Below are 21,112 nucleotides of genomic sequence, written 5' to 3' on the forward strand. Positions count from 1 at the left end.
TAACCATGAAACAGCATATACTTATTCTATCCACTATTATTGCTACCAGCCTGGCTTCCTGCAATAAATTCCTGGATGTAAAACCCAAAGGGAAACTGATCCCTACAGAGGTAGCCGATTTTGACCACCTGCTCGATAATTCCAACATTGCGCAATGGGCCTTTGTGGATAACAACAATGGATGTAACCTGGGATACCTGACAGATAACCTGTCGCTATCCGAAGGTATCGGAAACATCAACTACAAGGCCAATAACCATCCTAATATTGATCGCTACTGGGCATATGTATACCGGCAGCCATATAAAAATCCCGCTACGTCCGACTACTTCTGGGACTGGGGTACCTACCGTTCTATGGCCTATTTCAATAACGTGATAGACGGTGTACGTGCTATTCCCAACCTGAGCGCAGAAAATCAACAGTATGCCAAAAGGGTAGTAGCACAGGCGCTTGTAAACAGGGCCTGGTCGTACCTGGTGTCTACACTGGTATATGGACCGGTATATAAACCCGGTACCGCCAACGATACCAAAACAATTCCTTATGTAATAAGCGCGGACGTAGGAGCGGTGTTACCGGATTTGTCCACACAGGCGCAGGCTTTCGACCTGGTATCGAAAGATATACAAACAGCTTTACCCGATATGCCGGACGTGACCAACTGGCCATCGCGTCCTAATAAGGCAACTGCACAGGCGTTGCTGGCCTACTATCACCTGTTTACGCAGAAGTATGATAGCGTGGTATACTACGCCAATCTTGCCTGGACTGCTGCCAGCGCCGGTGGAACAGACAAAATCATCTACAACTATAACAGCTTTTCGTGGACGGATCCCACCAACATCATCAACAGCACCATTAAAGCCCCCGATGATTTCCTGACTACTGCCAACAGCCGGGAAAATTTATTCTATAGAAACCTGGATGCGGCCGCAGGCAGGTCATCGTCTTCTTATCCTTCGGATGAAGTGATTGCCTTATATGATCAAACCAATGACCTGCGCTTTAAGTATTTCTTCTTAACAGCGCCCGGTTATAAAACAACGTATAACAATGTTACCTATGATGATGGTAACCGCATACAATACTATCGCGGCTCCAAATCCAGGATGACGGCCGGGTTCACCTATCCGGAACTACTGCTGATGCGTGCAGAAGGATACGCACGCACCAACCAGTTAGCCGCCGCTATCACCGACCTGAATACGTTGCGCCGTTACCGTTATAAAACCGGTACACCGGATCTGACCGCCGGGTCCCAGGAAGAAGTGATTCAACAGGTGCTGGATGAAAGAAGAAGAGAGTTACCATTGGGTTCATTCAAACGCTTCCTCGACCTGAAGCGGTTTTGTGTTGAAACCGGCAAGCCCTGGTGCAAAACAAAAGTCACGCATAAGATAGGTAGAGAAATACACGAAGGAACGGTAGATTCGAAAGACTTTATTCTCACAATTTCTAACCCGGTATTGAAATTTAATCCACAGTGGAACATTCCATTGGATGGAAGACCCTTCTAAATCAAAAACAAGCACCATATGAACCGCATGCTAATTACGATGCTGGCTTTACTGCCAGCCACCTTATTTGCCCAGGAAGGCGCCTTTATACTGAAAGGAAAAATCGGTACACTGGACGCGCCTGCAAAACTGTTTCTTACCTACCGCGCCAACGGAGAAACGATCCGCGATTCTGCCGCCCTGCAAAATGGCGTGTTTGAATTCAAAGGAAAAGTAAACGACCCGGTGAGAGCCTCCCTGGTACTGCGTCATACGGCGCCAACCATGATGATGTCTTATAAATCAGATATGCTCACAGTATACCTGGAGAAAGGAACTATCACGCTTTCCGCAAAAGACTCTGTATATAATGCGGTAGTAAAAGGTTCCCGTTTGAATGATGACCAGCAACGCCTGCAGGCCAAATTAAAAAGTACCAACGCGCAACGGGATCAGCTAACAGAAGATTACATCGCCGCTACAGAAGAAACCCGTAAATCAGATGCTTTTAGAAAATCATACGAGGAGAAAAGTAAAGCCATCCGTGCTACAGAAAAAGAAATCTACAAAAACTTTGTAAAAGACAATGGTAAGTCGCCCGTAAGCCTCGATGCCCTGCAAAATTTCGCCGGATCAATTCCAGATAACGTGGAGGAAATCGAAGCAATGTACAATGCATTATCTCCCGTTGTAAAAGACGGTAAAAAAGGGAAAGAAGTAGCAGGTATTATCGGTGGCTGGAAACAAACGGCCATAGGTGCTATAGCCCCAGCTTTCACACAGAATGATACCCTCGGCAAACCGGTAAGCTTATCCGATTTCCGCGGTAAGTATGTACTGGTGGATTTCTGGGCCAGCTGGTGTGGTCCTTGCCGCGCGGAGAACCCGCATGTGGTAGCAGCTTACAACAAGTACAAAGACAAACAGTTTACCATCCTCGGCGTATCCCTGGATCAGGCGAACGGACATGAGGCCTGGCTGAAAGCTATCCATACCGATCAACTCACCTGGACACATGTATCCGATCTGAAGTTCTGGGAAAACGAAGTGGCAAAATTATATGGCGTAAGAGCAGTACCTCAGAATTTCCTGCTGGATCCCAATGGGAAAATAGTGGCAAAGAACCTGCGGGGAGAGGCACTGGATAAGAAGCTGGAAGAATTATTGCCTCATTAAAGCTATTAGCTATTAGCTGTTAGCTTTTAGTAAAAATGCAGGGGAAAACATTTAATAAGTGTTTTACACCCCTGCATTTTTGCTAAAAGCGTACTTACTTTATTTTCTTAAAAGAATAATGCCCTTTTATGTATTTATTGAGATAGGTACCTTTTGACCCCGACTGTTTCATCGCGGTATAAGCGGCCTCTGGTACTTCCTGATAATCGTATATCATGCCCGATACGAAGATAATCCGCAGCGTACGTGTATCGGCATTATAAATCATATGTGCAACCACAGAGGATGGCATATAAAGGGGGCCTCAATTATCATACCGCGGGAAAAGCACGCTAAAATTGAATGACTTCGCTTAAATTTACCATGTAAAACGCTCCGCATTACTTTTTAATAACGCTACGAATGTCTGATGCTGTATCGCTCCTGAACTATGGAGGTCTGTTGTTTTTGTTCCTTGTTGTTTTTGCACAAACCGGATTGTTCTTCTGTTTCTTCCTCCCCAGTGGCGGGTTTATGTTTACCGCCGGGGTATTGGCAGCTACCGGAAGTTTGCATTACAATATATTGCTGGTTTGTGCCGTAGCGGCTGCGGGCGCCGTTGCCGGAAGTATAACAGGATATGTATTTGGCCGCAAAACGGGCCCGCTACTGGCCAACCGGCAAGATACCCGCTTTTTTCGCAAACAATACCTGGTGTCAGCAGAGCAGTTTTATCATAAGTATGGATCCATTGCTTTGACGGCGGGTGTATTTTTGCCATTAATCCGCACCTTTGCCCCCATTGTAGCGGGTATGATTCGCCTTGATTTCCGCCGGTTCCTGTTGTTGGTAACCCTGGGATCCATCGGTTACGCCCTGAGCTTTGTATTAGCAGGGTATTTGATGGGTACCATGCCTTTTTTAAAGCCCTATCTCAAATATTTTATTACAATTATTATCCTGGTAGTAACTATTCCGGTAGTTATCAAGATTGTGCGGGAGTTTAAGAAGGGGGCCGCGTAACCTGCTTTGCAACACCTTATTCATCAATTGTAGCTTGCATGCAGAATAAATCTATATCTTGTAGTTCCAACAATATATCTGTATGAAATCCGATGTAGCCAGGCAACTTGGCGGCAGAAAGGTGTTGAAAGCCCAGCTGCTGGCAATTATGCTGTTGTATTTTCTCTGGATGCTGATAACAACGGTTCCAGGCGATTTTGCCAACAACATTATTTTCTTTATTGATGACCAACTGCATCCTCCGGTATTCCTCTTTTTTATACTTCTCCTCGGAGGAAGCTATTTACTGGGAAGAATGGCAGGGGTGGATGTCCTGACTAAGTCGCGGAACCCGGCGGTAACCATCATAAAATATGCAACGGTAATGAGTTTGTTGATGTTTTGTTACCTGCTTGGCACTTATTTTTTCTATAACGGATTTAAAACCGGATGGAATATCGTTTTATGGCCTGCTTTTTTGGTGGCGGTAACTATCGTATTATCCTGGGTATGGGCTATAATAAAGTTGCAGATGAGGAGTTATTAACCCGTTGAATTATAAATCATACATTTGCCCCGAAATTTTTATGAAGAGCCAATGTTTTTTTAGTTCTCTTACCTGGAAATGAATAATTAGTATTTTATAAATATACCTATGAAAAAGAAAGCAGCCTGCCTGTTAGCCATGGTGCTATTTGTCCTTAATTCGGCCACCGCTCAGTTCAGAAAGATCGAGTCGTCTATTTCCACAAAAGAAAATTATCACAGTTTATACTGGGTGGGCGATAAATGCATAGACCTGGGAACGGTCATCCCTAAATTGAGCCCATTGGTAAAGTTGATAGATCCCATTTTTACCCGAATGGCTGCTTATGATACCGCTATGAATCAGCTTTACTCGTTGCCCATTAAAGAGTTAAATGGTATGAAGTGTTTATCAGGTACGGTAGTCGATAATCGTTTATATGCCTGTTATGTAGATAAAGATAAGATGCTGTACAATTGTGAGTTGGATATAAATAAGGCAACAGTAAAGTCAAAGAAGCGGCTTTGCGCAATATCCAGCCGGTATGTTGACCGGTATCAGGGCTTCTCTCCTGACAGTGCTTACAACTATGTTTGTTTCAGGGATAAATTCTCAGACAAAAATGACGCTTTCCAGGTGGTTGTTTTCGACCGGCAGATGAACATGATTAAGAAACATTTCTATAGCCCGAAAACGGTCCCGGATAACGTGAAAGAGATAGGAATGGTATTGACCGATAGCGGAAAATTTTTTCTGACCCTGAAAATTTATAGCAAAGAAAAGAAGGAGGATATCTTCCGGCAAATGATCATAGATTGGAATGACAAGGGAATTGCACAAAGTTTCCAGGTAACAGGCCTTCCGAACAATATTGTTCATAGAGTTTCCTGGAAAGCATCCGGCAATAGCCCGGCTTTTGTGGGGCTGTTGTCGGCTCCCGATCGTAAAGGCTTCGACAGAGTCGCTTATGGAGTAGTAGACGTTAATCAGCATAGTGCTTCCCAGGTGAAGATAGTGCAGTTGAAGGAAGAGGTGGCTGCTAATGCAGATTTGGATCAGATTATTGACACCAAAGATGGAGGCGCTTTATTGATCTACAACTTCAGCAGCTTTTACTCAAGCGGTATGATAGTATCTCAGGCTACGAAAGAATCTGTCGTTAAATTTGGAGGAGGAAATATTTACGTAATTAAAATCAATGCTGCCCGTGAATGTGTATGGCAGCGGGTGGTGTATAGAAACCATACGGAGTCAGATGACTTTAACTTCACTGGTTTTATTGCCGATTTGACCAGCCAGGGAGATTTATGCATCTATTTTCACGACCACCTAGTTAATAAAGACTTCAATAATAATATAGACATGAAAGATAAGGAGGTATCGAAGGTATATCTCGGAAGAAGAATGAGGAATAGAGGATTGGCGCGGGTGCTGATTACCAGCGAAGGAGAAGTAAGTAAAACATTTGTATATAGGCCCATCCGGAAAGGATATCATCTGTCTATGAACGATTATAAAAGAAAAGGAGATTCGGCGATTATCTACAATGCCGTTCATCTTAAAACAGGTGGCCGTTCCCGTTACCGCATTGGTACAATGACCTTTGAATAAATATATTTGTCAATGGTAAAAAAGTCTTCTCGTTATATGAATGAGAAGACTTTTTTATATCCGGAGAGGGAAAGATGGCTATGAACTATAAGTAGTAAGCATTATATTTAGTAACATCTTCTTTTACTTTCCATCTAAATAATTATCATGCTAAAAGGTTATTATAAATATGTGCTTTACCTCCTCGCTACCGTATGGATAGTAAATGGTTTATTTTGTAAAGTATGTCACCTCGTACCCCGGCATCAGTGGATAGTAGCCAGGATACTGGGCGCCAATTACGCCCCGCTGTTAACTACCGTGATTGGCATACTCGAAGTATGCATGGCTGTGTGGATATTATCGCGTATAAAGCCAGCGTGGTGCGCCATCGCACAAATAACGCTGGTGGCGGTGATGAACATCATTGAGTTTACTTTAGCACCTGATTTGTTATTATTTGGAAGATTGAATATTTTTGTAGCAGCATTGTTTATACTATTTATTTACTGGTTTCAGTTACGACCTCATTTATTAAAACCCAGTTACTGATGTTAGCCTTTTTAAAAAATCATCCCTTTGCCGTTTCCGCGTTTTTCGACAGTTCGTTGGTACTCACTTATGCTATTCCGGCAGAAATGATACGGCCTTTGGTACCGGCCAAACTGGAACTCGATCTTTTCCAGGACAAGTGGGCCTTTATAGCCATTGCAGTGGTGCAAACCCGGCAACTAAGACCCAGAGGCTTTCCTGCTTTTATGGGGAATGACTTTGTATTGGCAGGCTACCGGGTTTTTGTACGTTATACAACCAGCCAGGGGAAAAGATTACGCGGATTGTATATCCTGAAATCTGAAACAGATAGGAAAAAGATGGCTTTTTTAGGGAACTTGTTTACCCACTATAATTACACCAGTACAGATATTGAAGTGAGCAACAGACCCAATAGTATCCAGGTGAAGTCTGCAAAATCAGGTGTGGATATCCTGGTGGATATTGAAAATGCCAACGCAGCATTACCTGCTATGTCTCCTTTTGCTAACTGGAAGGAAGCCAGGCGATTTGCAGGCCCACTGCCATTTACGTTTACCTGTAATGATGCTTCCAATGAAGTACTGATCATTGAAGGCGTGCGGGAAAACTGGACACCCAGACCAGTAGAAGTGATCAAAGCAGAAATCGATTTTTTGAAAACTCCCGCATTTGAAAATACTATACTGGCAAACGCATTTCTGATTCAACAGATCCCGTATTACTGGAAAAAAGGAAAGGTAGATATATGGACAGCCTGACACGAACACCCTTTCAGGGTCTGAGAAATATTATCCGGTTTAACTGGCATTTTTATGTTTTGTCGGCATTCCTATTATTGGGAGGACTTTTATTAAGACAACTGATTTTTGTGCCGCCGCTGTTAGCGCTTATGGTTCTCAGTATAGTATTGTCACTCATCGTCTCCTGGTATATCTACGACGGGACTAACTTATACCAGTTATCCTGGCTGGATGCGGGGACCGTTCCCCCCGGGCAGCAGATGGTGAATATTCATGCAGGATTTGATGAAACAAGTGTTTCCCTACGGAGTAAATATCCGGCGGCCGAATTACTTGTTTTCGACTTTTACGATCCGGCAAAGCATACAGAAATATCTATTGAACGCGCAAGGAAGGCATATGCCCCTTATCCTGGAACGATGTCTGTTAATACCGCGGAAATTCCCTTGCAGCCTGCATCTGTAGCGGTTATCTTTTTATTGTTCGCCGCCCATGAAATCAGGAATGAGGAAGAAAGAAAACATTTTTTTCTGCAATTGCAGCATAGTCTGCAGCCGGATGGAAAAATAATTGTATTGGAGCATCTGAGAGATGTACCCAACTTTGTGGCGTATAATATTGGATGCCTGCATTTTTTTTCTGCAAAAACATGGAGACGAACCTTTGCAGCAGCGCAGCTTAATATAGAAAAAGAAACCAAAATTACTCCTTTCCTGTCAGCTTTTATTCTCGGAAAAAATGGAACTGCATCTTAATATCGTAGGTTATCTGCTCATCTTATTATCGTTGTTGCATTGTTTCTTTCCCACTTATTTTAATTGGAAGAAAGAGTTTGCAGCGGTGAGTCTTTTGAGCCGGCAAATCATGTACGTGCATACTTTTTTTATTGGATTGATTATTTTGCTGATGGGTATTTGCTGTATCTATGCAGCAGCAGATCTCCTGCAAACGCGGCTGGGGCACCTGTTGGCGTTGGGATGTTTTATCTTTTGGGTGATCCGGTTACTCTTCCAGTTTTTCGTGTACTCACCGAAGTTATGGAAAGGGAAACGTTTTGAAACATATGTACATATAATAGCGACCCTGCTTTGGAGCTATGTGAGTATCGTTTTTCTGATGGTGTATCTACGCTAAGTGACGCTACATGACTAGTCATGTAGCGTCATCCGATTTTAGTTAATAAGCAGGAAGGAGGCCGGAGAATATTTAGAAAGATGGAAATTAAATACGCCATTCTTTACTGCAATCGCTGCCCCTGTTTTATTTCCGCGCAGGTCAATAGGTATCACCGCTTTAATGATGGGTTGGTGATGGAAGGTTACCTGGCAGTTGCCTGAAACACCAGCCTGTTCCCATAAGCGTAAAATGGTTCCTTTACCATCCGGGTTTTCGCCGAAGGCTGTTATTAATACACCTGTTCTGGAAACGGTGATACCTTCCTGTTTTGCCGGCAATTTACCCGGTTTACCTGCTGCTACTCCTGTTAAGAGTGGCACACGGGTTTCCCACGAATGCTGCACCAGGTTGGGGATAGTAGGCGTACCTTTATCAACCGGCCAAACACGAACACTTTCGCTCCACGATCCATCCTGCCATAATGGGAAATTGGTATTCCACATGTTATTATAAAGGTTAACAAATATAGCGGGTGATGTAGGGATATAATCCATATCATATTTCCATAGGCCTGGTTGCCCCGGGCTGATTAATGGCGCATCCGCAGAGGACAATGCCATACCGGATTTGTCCGGCTGCGTCACCGCCACGCCGGAATTTAATGCCATCAGGTAGCGGTTGCAACCCGGTACAATATCCGTGGCCGGGTTGATAGGCGCGCCTAAACGGCCAATAGTAAAGGAAGGATCTTTCACGTTGAAAGGAAAGCATAGCCATCCTCCTTCAGGTTGTTTATCCGGCGTTTTATTGTTCACTGTCCACGCCACATCCACATAAGGTGCATTGGCAGGGAAGGTAAAGGTGAGCACATAATCTTTCGCGTAGCCCGCTGTTTCCAGGGCGGTTAAGGTAACAATATCAGCGGTGCCGCTGTGTGCCACCGCTATTTTCCATGCCGTAGGTGTATAGGCCACATAAGGCGCTTTCGTGGCATCCTGCATGCCCGGTTTTCCAAGGTCATTTAACCCCCAGCCATCTTTTATCCGGCTATAGGCATTGAACCATTTGTCAACTTCATGGGTGCTGAAACGTTCGTGTAAGAACTGCCCCATTGCATACGCTGCTGTTGTATCTACTAATTGGCGACCGGTAGATTTTTCTACCAGGGAGGAAATACCACCTCTCTTTAAATCAAAGGCCACCGTATAGTATGGCGTACTAAAGGTGGTTTGCTCACTGTTGGTAATTGTTTCCCGGGAAAGTTCAGCAGAAGAATAGGCCACATAACCAGATGCAGGGATATCCTTTATGTAGCAATAGGCGCCTTTTATCCACGGATTTTCAATCATGCCGGATCTTTTCCAGGGAAGTGGGTTGTAGATCACCACCCGTTGCCCATTTTTGTTGATGCCAGCCGCCAGCAGATCCAGGCGCTGATGTAGCGCCGGGTCAACGATGTCGCGGGTATTGCGGATATATTGACGCTTTACCTCATAAGAATAAAGCCATTTCTTTTTGCTGCCGGTAGCCGTATGATGCGCATCGCTGTTTTTAAGCGCTGCATAATTACCATTTTCAGGAATAGGCTCCGCGGCTGCTTCAGCCATCCATTTCTTCCAATCGTCGCCGTAGCTGTAACGGGGGCCATATTCGGCATTCATGCCCCAGGTATGCTCTCCGTACAGGAGACTTTGTTCGTAGGCCTTAGCCAGCTTTTCAGAAACAGATGGAGTAGGGATGCCCCAGGCATTCATTTGCGTGTTCAGCGCATCCAGCGCAGATTCCAATGGACGGATATTTCTTGCTATTTTGGTTTCCTGTGGATTTGACTGGATGCCATGAATCCAGGTATCCGGGCAATCACCTTTCACTGTTGGGAGGTTGGGATGCTCCGCCAAAACAGCCCGGGTAAAATCATCCAGCGTACCAAAATGGATTTTAACGCCCGGCATTTCTTTCGCGGCATAAGCCAGGAGCTGATCTATTTCTGCAACAGAAGGCGGGCCATGGTTATCTCCGGTCATTTGCATGGCCAGGTAGTTTTTACAAGGCCAGTTTTGCGTAGGCCGGATGTCGGAACCATAAACGGCCGTATAGTTACACAGTACTTTTGAGCCGTCTGGTCCTTCCCACCAGAATAATTCCGGAAACCGGGGATATTGACTGGCAGGATTACAGCCTAACTGCAGGAATTGAATGCCTGCATGATGAAGTAAGGTGGGCATTATCCAGGAATGATCCGGTACATCCGTCATCTTTGCACTGATGGTCATAGGCAGTCCATATTTGCGGGTAACCGCAGAAGAATAGCCCAGTCCCCGTACCAGGTCTTCATAATCCAGGGATTCTGTATGCGTGGTAAAGGGAAGAGCATGCACTACCAGGGCGCCCGTTTTAATCGCCTTTTCTATTCTTATTCTTTGTTCTGGTGTTTGCAGGGGACCCAGTATCTGGGCTTGTAATGGCCAGCCGGAAACGGTCCACGCAAAACGTTTTTCGGGAGGAAGCGTGGCGCTTTTCTCAATTACCGCTAAGGCATTATCCATCATTTCACCCCGGTAACGTTTGAATACGTTTTCCGGTAAATCCGTAAAGCCAAGGTCAAAGTGCGTTTTAAATACCACCCATACATCCGTTACCCGTGGGTTAATAGCGGTTTTGGGCTGTTGCGCCATGGCGGAGGATACTGATAGTATCATTACCAGCATCAGCATTTTACAGCTGTTCAAGATGTAACGCGCTGCTGTACCGCAGGATGCTGTTGGATGATCCGACAAATAAATAAACGAACTAAATCTGGTTGCTTTCATAACGTGGCAGAAAAGTATTAATCCTTAAATGTATAAACATACGTACATAGTTACAACTTTTTTAGTGATTTTATAATATAATAAGGGTATGGAAACAGGCTTAAAGGAATTGATGCCGGCCGGTAAAGCACAGGTTATCAATTCCCTGGCGCAAATAATGCAGGCGAAGAAGAAGCGGGGGATGAGGTCCTTTTAATTATATGGATACCAGGCTTTCTACGCCCATCTGTTTTCTTAAGTTTCCTATTGCATAACGCACCCTGCCCAAAGCGGTATTGATGCTGATGCCAATAGTTTGTGCCATTTCTTTATAACTCAGGCCGGCATAGTACCGTAGTATTAGTGCTTCGCGTTGTAAGCGGGGCAGGCGATCCAGCATCACGTTGATTTCTTCGGCGATCTCTGCTTTGATCATGTGGTGTTCCTGGCTATGCTCTGATAGCTCCATGCTATCGCCCAGGCCGTCATTGTAGCTAACCACTACCTGTGGCCAGGTATGTGCTTTCCTGAAATGACTGATACAGGCATTGTGCGCAATCCTTACTGCCCAGGCGGAGAAACGGCTGTTATCCACATACTGACCGGATTGCAGCGCGTTTACAATTTTTATAAATACTTCCTGGAAAATATCTTCTGCCAGGTTGCGGTCTCTGACCAATAATACAATAGTGGTAAAGATCTTGTTTTTATGGCGGTGTACCAATGTGGTAAATGCCGGGTTATTTCCTGCAGTATACAGGCGGATTAACTCCTGGTCTGTAAGGTTACTATATGGGTTCATGCTGGTTTCGTATAATGTTGTCAATAGATTTTGGGAAGGGGCCGCCTTGAATAAGGCAGCCCTGTATATACTGGTGGTTGTATTAGCCAACCTAGTCCTTAAGATTTAAATATTTTTTCACCTGGTTGTAGTCATTCCAGTCGATGCCCGCCGCTGTTCTGGCGTTTACGCCACCGGGAATGATCACATACCGGTACTGGTAGCGTTTATCCGTAGCAGTGGTACTGATAGGTGCGTTGGCAATCAGGTCAATTTTTCCGGCGGATGCTACAAATCGCACGAGATAACCATATTCATCTACATACGGTAAAGGCTGTACGAATGGAGTCGCTGCTGTACCCAGGTTAATATATACATTGATAGAAGCATTTGCCAGCATTGCTGCGTTGAGCTTGGCGGCAGTGAGTGAGTATCCGAACAGGATGGTATTAATACTGCCATCCTGGTTACGGATAGTATCTACCGGTGCAAACTTTACATCCTGCCAGGCAGAGTAAATAACGTTGGCGCTGCCCGGTACACCTGAATCACCTTTGGGGCCAGTGGAGCCGGGGATACCAGAGGGTCCGGGAGGGCCAGCCGGACCGGCGGGGCCCTGTGCTCCGTCTTTGGAGCAGGCCGCAAAAAATAATACAACAGCAGTGATCAATGCATAGGGCATAAAGCGCGTAACCTGTTTCATAATGACAATTGTTTTTTTTATTTATGAATGAAAAGAATGAAAAAATAAGGGTGCTACCATACGTTCCGCGGGCAGGTGTCGCCATACTTATTACCCAACAGGAAGCCGATCATGATTTCGTGTGAGCCTTTCGTAACGGTATTCAGCGAAGACGCCGTATAGTCGTAAGAGTAGCCTATGTTAAACTGGGAGCTGATGTTCACGCCAAACATAGCCGCCACGCCATCGTGTAACCGGTAGGAAGCACCCAGCCAGAGCAGGTCGCGGTACATAAACCTGGCGTTGATATCTATGCTCAGCGGCATGGCGGTAATCATTTTCAGCATAACAGATGGCATCACATTGAGGTCGTCGTTTATCCATAAACGATAGCCGGTGGTAAAAAATAAATGTGGTACCAGTTTGCCGCTGTAAACAGAATCGCCCACTACCTTTCCGTTGTCAAAACCAATTTGCTGCGGGATAATATTCTGTACAGACAAGCCAGCGAAATAATCGGCAGAGTAAAGCCAAAGCCCGGCGTTTACTTCAGGTTTCCATTTATTCAACACGCCGGAACTGCTGCCCAGCACAGGATCGGATGGATCAAAGAACTGCACCTTGCTGGCGTCGAGACTTACCTGTTGCATCCCTATCCCGATACCGGCGCTCACGCTGGTTCTCGGAGAAAGGTTGATATGATGCGCATAGGCGCCTGTAACAGAAAAACGATTCAGGGGCCCGGTCCTGTCGTTGAGAACGGTGAGCCCTACACCAGGATGCGGAGGTGGTGTGGTGTAATCCTGCCAGTAAGCCTTCCCACGTGGATTATTGCCTTCAGGATTGAAGCCGGTAGGAGAAGCAGTACTGTAATCCGATTTACGCAAAGGCCCCTGTAGGGTGAGGTAGGTAGTTACCGGTGAACCTTTCATACCTACCCACTGATGCCGGTGACTTAAACGCAGGTCCCAGTAATTTTCAATACCAGCCAAAGCGGGATTGATAATAAATGGATTCATGATGTACTGCGTATAATGTGGCTGTTGCTGCGCCTGCGCGAAATGCAGCAGCAGCAGTAACCAACCTGTGAACACAATGTTTTTCATGGATCAGTGATTTTGGGTGAAACAGCCGGGCTGTTACTTTTTAATAATGGTAAAAGCAGTTCTCCTGTTCTTTTGTCTTCCTTCCGGGTTATCGCTGCCGTCTTCCAGTGTGTTGGGGGCTACGGGTTGTGTAGCGCCATAACCTACGTAAGTGAGCCTGTTCCGGTCGATGCCTTTACTAACCAGGTAATCCACACAACTCTTTGCACGGGCTTCCGACAAGCGCTGGTTCAATGTAGCGGAGCCTTTGCTGTCGGTATGCGCACTTAGTTCTATATACATGCCCGGGTTAGCATGGAGAAGCTCCACGAGTTTATCCAGCGAAGCATAAGAGGCTTCCTGTAAAGAGGCTTTGCTGAAATCGTAGTACACATTTTCCAGTACCACCGGTGCTTCCGGTGTAACGAGCTTTACAAGGCATAATACCGGCACCGTCATCGCGGTAGTATCTTCATTGACCGGCAGGGTTATCTGTTGTGAGTTGGTCGTATAACCGTCGGCGTTAGCTGCTGCTTTAAGCGGCAGAAATTCCGGGATGGTAAAAGCGTATCCACCATCTGCACCGGTTTGTTGGGTAAACACCACTTTATTGTTAACGGTGTCTATAATATTGACGGTGGCACCGGCCAATGGCGTTTGATGGTCGCAGGACACTACCACGCCGCTGAGTTGTTTTAACGGCCGGTTTTTATGCACAAAAAATAATTCCAGGCAACATTCGGCAGCGCGATCGGTGCCCAGCAATACTTCATCCAGTAGATTTTTATTGTTGCTCCTGCTGGCGAAATAGATATCATCTTTTACCGAGTTCACCGGATAACCCATGTTCACCGGTACTTTCCAGCTACCGATATTTCCTTTGGAAGAAAAGAAATCATAGCCACCCATACCAATCCGGTTGTCTGCTGAAAAGATCAGGGTGCCGGTAGCTGCATGGTAAAATGGGGCCTGTTCATTGCCGGCAGTATTGATCACTTCCCCCAGGTTGGCTGTTTGCAGCGGCTTGCCGCTTTCATCGAGGGTGGCATACCACAGATCGAAACCGCCGTATCCATCGGCCCTGTCGCTGGCATACAACAATGTTTTACCATCTCCCAGAAGATAGGGGTGCTGGGTATTATTACCTGCGGTATTTACCATGGCATCCATGGGTACCGGGTCACTCCAGTGGTCTCCATTTTTGCGGGCAATGAAGATGGACGATATTTTTTTGCCATGATCAATATGCCAGCGGGTGAGGAATAACAGTTGCCCGTCGGGCGATAAACAGGCCGCACCCTGGTGTAGTCCCTCCGGCTGATCCAGCCGCAACAGGCGGATGTTGGATACCTGCCCCGCCTCATAATCCCCCGTATACAACCGGTTGATATAGGTGTGGTTTTTCTGGAAAGAACTATCGGGCCGGGTAGAAGTAAAGATCAGGTTGCTGCCACTACTCCACAGGGGGGCGTAACTGGCGCCGGTGGTGTTTAAAGACGCCGGCGCTTTTGTTACTTTGTACTCCGACAGATCTTTTTTATTTAACTGGGCAGTGATAAACTCCAGGTTTTGCAATTCCCTTTTTGCCGCTTCGGTGAATTTATCATTGGCGCTATAACCGTTCAGAAAGTTGCGGAATGCCTGGGCTGCTTCTTCATATTTAGCCAGCGCCCGCAGGGAAACTGCATAGTAATAGGCAGCCAGCGGGAAACTGCTTTGACCCAGTTCCATCACAGATTCATAATGCGGTGCGGCTTTACCATAATTATGCAGGTTGCGGTAACTCTCAGCCAGCTTATAAACGGCCTGTTGCTCGCTGCTTACTTTTACTGTTTTATTTTTGGTAACAGATACCGCGGCATAAGGCTTATAGGTATCCGGTTTCACGGTTTTGTTACGGGAGCCGAGATACTTCTCATAGTAAGTAGCCGCTGAATTGTAGTCGGCTTTGCTGTAGTATTGATCCGCTGCTTTGAGGTAGTTATACGTGAACTGCGCGTACGATACCATCGCCGATAATAACATTGCTGATGTGAAGAATATTTTTTTCATGAGATACTGTTGCTTTAAAAGTTGATTACAATCTTGGACAAACAAATTCCACATCAGGTGTTCTTACCGATCTGCGGCCGATGAACGTCAGCGATATTTCAAAGCTGTTGGAGCCATGCGCCATCTTGCTGAGATCAGAAGTATTGATATCATAACTGGCGCCCAGCATCATATTTTTATAAATAAAACCCGCATGTGTGGTAATGGCATCTTTATAGCGGTAGTTCAGGCCCAGCAGGAAATCGGTTCCGGGAGCTGCATTCAGCTGCCCATAAGCACCGATCATTTTTTCCTGCGCAGGTCCCTGTTGCATAAAGAGGAAATTGGGCGTAATACTCAGTATATCCGATAACGTTAGTTTTACGCCGCCGTGTACGTTAAAACGCATCGGGAAGCGGGCATCGCCTTTTGCACTGAACTGATCCTGTGGTTTTGTGAGATGCATGACAGAGAAGCCACCATAGATATTGAATTTTTTCCCTGGAGTAGCGTCATAATATAATGCGCCGGCACCTGCATCAAAGGACCCGGCTGAAGTACGCGTCAGCGCATCAGACACCGGGTTGCCTGGATTATAGCCGGTTACCGGGTTCCACTGCTCTCCGTATGTCAGCTTGGAGGGATCAAATCTGCGCTGTATAAAACCCAACTGCAATCCGAAATTTAACTGATGATAATGCGAAGCATCCAGTTTTACACCGGTATAGGCCGCGCTTACATAAGCCGTAGTATAGTTGTATCCGCCATCACCGGCAGTTTGATTTAATACACTGGCCCCGATGTTGATGTTACGGTTGGTGGGTATTTCCCCGCTCACGCCATAGGTCTTAAACGGACTGATATTACCCCACTGGGTGCGGTAAATGGCCGCTACCCGGTAGTCGCCATCAAATACACCGGTTAATGCAGGGTTTAACCACGACGGGTACACGTAGTATTGCGAAAAGTGAGGATCTGTTTGCGCCATCAGCCGGGTACCGGTGCATGTGGCCACAACAAGGAGGACTAGGGTTGCAATGATCGTTCTCATTTACAGTATGATTTTATGTGAATGATTTACTTTACCTGATAATTGTTACATAACCTGTTATAGGTGCAATACCTGCCCGGAGCCTGATTACATAATAGTAAGTGGCCATCGGGAGCACATTACCCTTAAACCGGCCGTCCCACGGTACGTTGTAACCGGTAGAACGGTATATTCTTTCTCCATACCGGTTGAATATTTCCACGGTACATGTTGCATAATCAGCCAGGTTGGTGATGATCCAGGTATCGTTGATATTATCGCCATTAGGAGAGAAAGCTGTTGGAGGTGCAACGGGTTTCAGCACTTTCACCGTCATACCGTCGCGTGCCATACAACCGTGTTTGCCGATAGCTGTCAGCGTATAAGTAGCGTCGTGCATCGCAGGTATTACGGGCGACAGCAGCGTTGGATTCGGGAAGTCGGCTGCCGGATCCCAGGCGAATTGCAGGTTTACGGAATCGTTGGCTACCGGTTTGAAGCTGATGATAGTACCCTGTGGTACTACAAAGGAAGGCCCCGCATCAATCACCGGTTGCAGGTAAACGATCACTTTGCTGCTATACGCAGAGGAGCCACAACCCGACTGGTTGGACACCTGTAACTGTACATCGTATTCACCGGGTGCTGTATATTTTTTCACCGGGTTTTGATCGGTAGAAACAGTGCCATCGCCAAAGCTCCACTGCCACTTGTTGATAGTGCCGGTGGCATCCGTGCTCTGATCCGTGAATACATTGTCTGTACCCTGGCAAAGGGTATCTGGTGTTACTTTAAAGGAAGCAGTTGGCTGTCCGAAGAAGGCGCTTAACGTTTTGGTAGCTGAATCTTTACAACCATAAGCGCTGGTGGCTACCAGTTTCACATCAAACGGTCCGAAGGCTTTGTACTGCCAGGTGGGATCTTTCGTGGCAGCACCGGCGCCGCCGTCACCAAAATTCCATTGGTAGGCGAGGCTTGTTTTATCTTTTATTGTAGTAAGATTGACAAAAGCAGCGTTGCCATCCGGCATACATACTTTGGCAGGTAAGCTGAAATCTGCTACCGGTAAAGGATGTACAAGCACCGCAACTTTAGCCGTATCACTGATACAGTTATGATCACTCACCGTCACCAGTTTCACAAGGTAGTTGCTGTCTTTCTGGTAAGTGATGGTAAACGGATTGTTGTTGGTGTTGTTTTTCTGTGTGCCGTCTGCCAGGTCCCATTTCCAGTTGCTAATGCTGCCGGTGGAAATAGTAGACTGGTCTGTGAAGGTGGTGTTTTGACCCAGGCACAGATCCGCGGGGGCGGTAAAGGCCGCTGTAGGTTTAGGATATACTACCATGGTGGTGGAGATGGAATCAGCACAGCCACTATCGGTGTTGAAAATATACCAGATAGTATGCGTGCCCGCACCGGCGGTAGCAGGCGTAAAGTTACCACTTGAATCAGTGGCCGGTCCGCGGTAGTAGCCCTTTCCGGTTACGCCGTTCTGAATGCTTGCTTTACCAATGGCTACGGTACCTGGCGTATTCACGCAAACACCAGTCAGCGCAGCATACGCGAGCTGTGGTTTTAATTTAAAGGTAGCCGTTACCGTAGTATCTTTCGTACAGCCTTTATCGGTAGTAACACTGTATTTAATAGCATAAGTGCCAAACTTCGTATAGGCGTGCGTGGGATCTTTCAGTACAGAGGTATTCGGATTGGTACCCGTTGCATTGGCATCGCCGAAATTCCAGGCATGTGCTGTCAGTGTTTGCGCATCGGGGACCGTAGCACCGCTGGTAAACTGTACCAAACCTCCTACCGGCAAACAATCGCCGGGATAGCTGAACAGCGGCGTGGGTTTGGCGTATACTGTTACAGTTTTGGACACGGTATCGCTCACACACAGTTCACTTACTTTTACCACATGCTTTATGGTATAGGTATTATGATCTTTGTAGGTAATCGTTTGTGCGGCGCCGGTAGTGGCGGTTAATACGGAGTCGTTACCAAAATTCCAGTACCACGATTTCAGTGGAGCGGTGCCGCCATAGGTGGAGTTGTCGGTAATTTTCAACACGCCCGCTTCGCAGAGCGCAGCAGCATCTGTAGTGAATGTTGCCACGGGCTTGGCTACGGTGGCCACCTGGAAGGCGGTGTCTCCCACACAACCATCCCTTGATATAACGGTCAGCTTAACCGCGACAGTGCCTACCGGGAATACCTTGCCAACCTTTATGCCGCTGTCTTTTACCGCCCCCGGAAATTCCCAGTTCCAGCGGTCAATCAGCGGAGTTTTCAGGCTGGTATCTCCCTTAAAATATACAGTATCGAGCGTACACCCGGTATGCGCATAAGTCATTACCGCACGGGGTTTACCTTTTACCGATATGGTAAAGCCTACTTTTTCCGTGTTGGTACAGTTTTCTATGCTGGGATGTGTTGACATCACAGGGATATCATATTCCCCGATGGTGCTGAACTGGTAAGTACCAGGCAAAGAATATTTATAGTAAGTGATGCCATTGATCACCACTGTGCCGGTGCTTACCGGTGTATTCACCGTTACATCTGCATTAGGTGTAATGACAGTGCCGAGGGAGCTGAGCTTCCACACCATTTTGGTGGGCTTGTAAGCCATTAAAATAGACAGCTCTACCGGTGTATTGGTACAAGTAAAGTCATTAGATGTTTTAGAGGTATCATAACTGTTATGGATGGATCCTACCGCGTTGAGGTTGTTGATCAATGTACCGGCGTTATAGCCATAGCTTTCCACGCTTCCCAAACCATAGGTAACGGCAGTAAATGCGGAGTCGCTGCTTACAATACACTGCGCGGGAGCAGCGGGCCATCGCTTTATCACCACCGTATAACCGTTCAGGTTAGGGTGAGGATAAGCGAAGTCATATAAAGGACTACCATCTATACGCAGAGAGGTAAGACCAGCCGTTGGAATGATCATGGTGAGATAGTTGGTCTCTATAAACTCCCGGTCGTTTCGGTAAAAACCTATCCTTTTAATAGCTTGTTCCACCGGGCTTAAGTATACCATCTCCGGATCGCCAAGTCCGTTGTTGTTGCCGCAGGCGCCGGCAGACGACATAAACTGTGCTACCAGTACGGGTTTGTTGGACTCAATATAATCGGCCGTATTGCTGACAAACTCGTAGTAAGAATTGGAAATCAGCCCCGTGAGCGTAACGCCATTTCTTTTTACGATAGTAGTAGGATCTTTTACCGCTACTTTATAAATATTATACTGCAGGGTAGAAGGGATATCGTCTTCCGAAGTAGGCGCTGTCAGGTAACGTTTACCCCATGCCTGGAAAGGAAAGATCTGCTGGATATTGTTATCGCCGCTGCTGCCACTGTTGTTACAGGTGATCGCAGTACGACTGCTACCGGAGAACACGGCTACGGGGTAACATTGCCCCATAGGGTTGCCGATAGATTTAATAGTGGTGCCGGTTAACTGCCGGCCCACACCGCCGCCAAGTGAGGCGCCTACCAGTTGGTAAATATCGCCGCGGTTCAGGGTCACCGTAAAAGGTACGCCCGCCGGGCGACCATTACGCGTAAGTACCGAAGGGGTAATTTCTACTACGGTATTATTCTGGTTGGCAATCACAAACATCCAGGAAAAACAGTCATCTGCATAGTTCTGCATACTGTTAACCGAAATATAGGAGTAGCCCCAGGTTTCTTCCGGCATAAGCATGGTGGCACCGGAAGAGGCGCTGCCATAGATATGCGCATAGGCCACGATGGGCACATTGCTTTGTATGTGAATTGACTTACCGTTAAAAATACCTTCCCCACCGGTACCGCCAAAAGAGGGGGGAAGGGAATAAAGCCTGGCATCAATAGCGCCTGATTTGGGAATCAGGTCCGATGCAATCACAGTATTAGCCGGGATGTTATAAGTACGCGTCCAGGAAGTACCGGTGATGCTAACGGTGACCGTAGCCGGCTGTTCAGCACTGAGATACAGGATCATTTCCTGGCTATTGCTTTGACCCATTTCCATGAACTGATGGTGTCCGTAGCCCACCCAGAAGTCTTTCCCTTTGTTGGAAAGATTCTGGGCGTATGCAACATTGGCTACGAACTGAAACAGGATCAGGGATATGGCAATCAAATGTGCTCTGTAATATATTAGCTTGGTTGACATCTGCTTCAATTTTTCATATTGAAATGATTACTGTTTGATGATCATCTTCGACGTCCTGGTACCATCTTCAAAAATGGTATTCAGCATATAGGCTCCGCTCTTTATATCCTGCACATATAGCTGGTTCTGTTTGCCGGTGGTGGTGACTTTTTTAATGGTTCTCCCATCCATGGCGTAGAGTATCAGTTGCTGAACGGGTTTGCGCGACCGTATATTCAGAGCTGCCATCACCGGGTTAGGATACACCAGTACCGACCGGTTGTTCGTGGCGATGGTGTCTATTCCCTGCCGGAAGACCGGGATGGTTGCATTGGCACAAGGCCAATGCAACATCATATATCCGGTGGCAAACAGTAACAGTTTTGCTATGCTCATTTTTTTCATACAACT

The 21,112-nt window shown here is 46.4% G+C and carries 18 protein-coding genes; 9 read left to right on the forward strand and 9 right to left on the reverse strand.

Translation table 11 applies throughout. The annotated features are described in order from the left end of the window. Positions 1–5: 5 nt before the first annotated feature. Positions 6–1,520 carry a RagB/SusD family nutrient uptake outer membrane protein gene (locus AC5ZC7_RS03100; protein WP_496163069.1) on the forward strand — a complete coding sequence of 505 codons (1,515 nt, stop codon included), beginning with the start codon at positions 6–8 and terminating at the stop codon, positions 1,518–1,520. A gap of 18 nt (positions 1,521–1,538) precedes the next feature. After that, the gene (locus AC5ZC7_RS03105) at positions 1,539–2,675 is read left to right on the forward strand and encodes a redoxin domain-containing protein (RefSeq protein ID WP_496163070.1); all 1,137 of its coding nucleotides are present in this window, start codon (positions 1,539–1,541) and stop codon (positions 2,673–2,675) included. A gap of 94 nt (positions 2,676–2,769) precedes the next feature. On the opposite strand, the gene AC5ZC7_RS03110 is transcribed toward AC5ZC7_RS03105, so the two are convergent. Then, complete coding sequence (locus tag AC5ZC7_RS03110; protein WP_496163071.1) at positions 2,770–2,967, reverse strand: KTSC domain-containing protein; 198 nt, start codon at positions 2,965–2,967, stop codon at positions 2,770–2,772. A gap of 110 nt (positions 2,968–3,077) precedes the next feature. Between AC5ZC7_RS03110 and AC5ZC7_RS03115 the strand changes: the two genes are divergently transcribed. The 7 genes from AC5ZC7_RS03115 (at position 3,078) to AC5ZC7_RS03145 (ending at position 8,180) form a co-directional block, all read left to right on the forward strand. Then, a complete protein-coding gene (locus tag AC5ZC7_RS03115; protein WP_496163072.1) occupies positions 3,078–3,677 on the forward strand; it encodes a VTT domain-containing protein in 600 nt (199 codons plus the stop codon). An 82-nt stretch (positions 3,678–3,759) separates the two neighbouring features. Beyond that, positions 3,760–4,203, forward strand: a complete 444-nt coding sequence (locus AC5ZC7_RS03120) for a hypothetical protein (RefSeq protein ID WP_496163073.1) — start codon at positions 3,760–3,762, stop codon at positions 4,201–4,203. Positions 4,204–4,311: 108 nt separating this feature from the next. Beyond that, positions 4,312–5,793 (forward strand): hypothetical protein, encoded by a 1,482-nt coding sequence (locus AC5ZC7_RS03125; protein ID WP_496163074.1) that lies wholly within the window; start codon positions 4,312–4,314, stop codon positions 5,791–5,793. A gap of 147 nt (positions 5,794–5,940) precedes the next feature. Beyond that, positions 5,941–6,324 carry a DoxX-like family protein gene (locus tag AC5ZC7_RS03130; RefSeq protein ID WP_496163075.1) on the forward strand — a complete coding sequence of 128 codons (384 nt, stop codon included), beginning with the start codon at positions 5,941–5,943 and terminating at the stop codon, positions 6,322–6,324. Then, positions 6,324–7,064, forward strand: coding sequence for a DUF2071 domain-containing protein (locus AC5ZC7_RS03135; RefSeq protein WP_496163076.1), 741 nt, complete (start codon positions 6,324–6,326; stop codon positions 7,062–7,064). Before AC5ZC7_RS03130 ends, AC5ZC7_RS03135 begins: the two co-directional genes overlap by 1 nt. Then, entirely contained in the window at positions 7,052–7,801 is a 750-nt protein-coding gene (locus tag AC5ZC7_RS03140) for a methyltransferase (RefSeq protein ID WP_496163077.1), read from the forward strand. The genes AC5ZC7_RS03135 and AC5ZC7_RS03140 overlap by 13 nt, the downstream gene beginning before the upstream one ends. After that, complete coding sequence (locus AC5ZC7_RS03145; protein WP_496163079.1) at positions 7,785–8,180, forward strand: hypothetical protein; 396 nt, start codon at positions 7,785–7,787, stop codon at positions 8,178–8,180. The genes AC5ZC7_RS03140 and AC5ZC7_RS03145 overlap by 17 nt, the downstream gene beginning before the upstream one ends. Before the next feature lie 38 nt (positions 8,181–8,218). Here AC5ZC7_RS03145 and AC5ZC7_RS03150 read toward each other — a convergent pair whose 3' ends face one another. The 8 genes from AC5ZC7_RS03150 to AC5ZC7_RS03185 all read right to left on the reverse strand — a co-directional run bounded on the left by AC5ZC7_RS03150 (position 8,219) and on the right by AC5ZC7_RS03185 (position 21,106). Then, entirely contained in the window at positions 8,219–10,972 is a 2,754-nt protein-coding gene (locus AC5ZC7_RS03150; RefSeq protein ID WP_496163080.1) for a glycoside hydrolase family 38 N-terminal domain-containing protein, read from the reverse strand. 196 nt (positions 10,973–11,168) lie between these two features. After that, on the reverse strand, positions 11,169–11,753 hold the full coding sequence (locus tag AC5ZC7_RS03155) for a sigma-70 family RNA polymerase sigma factor (protein WP_496163081.1): 585 nt from the start codon (positions 11,751–11,753) through the stop codon (positions 11,169–11,171). Positions 11,754–11,844: 91 nt separating this feature from the next. After that, complete coding sequence (locus AC5ZC7_RS03160) at positions 11,845–12,435, reverse strand: hypothetical protein (protein ID WP_496163082.1); 591 nt, start codon at positions 12,433–12,435, stop codon at positions 11,845–11,847. Between the two features lie 53 nt (positions 12,436–12,488). Further along, a complete protein-coding gene (locus tag AC5ZC7_RS03165) occupies positions 12,489–13,520 on the reverse strand; it encodes a PorP/SprF family type IX secretion system membrane protein (RefSeq protein ID WP_496163083.1) in 1,032 nt (343 codons plus the stop codon). A 33-nt stretch (positions 13,521–13,553) separates the two neighbouring features. Further along, the gene (locus AC5ZC7_RS03170; protein ID WP_496163084.1) at positions 13,554–15,551 is read right to left on the reverse strand and encodes an OmpA family protein; all 1,998 of its coding nucleotides are present in this window, start codon (positions 15,549–15,551) and stop codon (positions 13,554–13,556) included. Between the two features lie 25 nt (positions 15,552–15,576). Next, the gene (locus AC5ZC7_RS03175) at positions 15,577–16,581 is read right to left on the reverse strand and encodes a PorP/SprF family type IX secretion system membrane protein (protein WP_496163085.1); all 1,005 of its coding nucleotides are present in this window, start codon (positions 16,579–16,581) and stop codon (positions 15,577–15,579) included. Between the two features lie 31 nt (positions 16,582–16,612). Beyond that, positions 16,613–20,722 (reverse strand): PKD domain-containing protein, encoded by a 4,110-nt coding sequence (locus tag AC5ZC7_RS03180; protein ID WP_496163087.1) that lies wholly within the window; start codon positions 20,720–20,722, stop codon positions 16,613–16,615. A 27-nt stretch (positions 20,723–20,749) separates the two neighbouring features. Then, positions 20,750–21,106 (reverse strand): T9SS type A sorting domain-containing protein, encoded by a 357-nt coding sequence (locus tag AC5ZC7_RS03185; RefSeq protein WP_496163088.1) that lies wholly within the window; start codon positions 21,104–21,106, stop codon positions 20,750–20,752. Positions 21,107–21,112: the final 6 nt, after the last annotated feature.

The sequence above is a fragment of the Chitinophaga sp. 9-1-y genome, assembly GCF_059511905.2.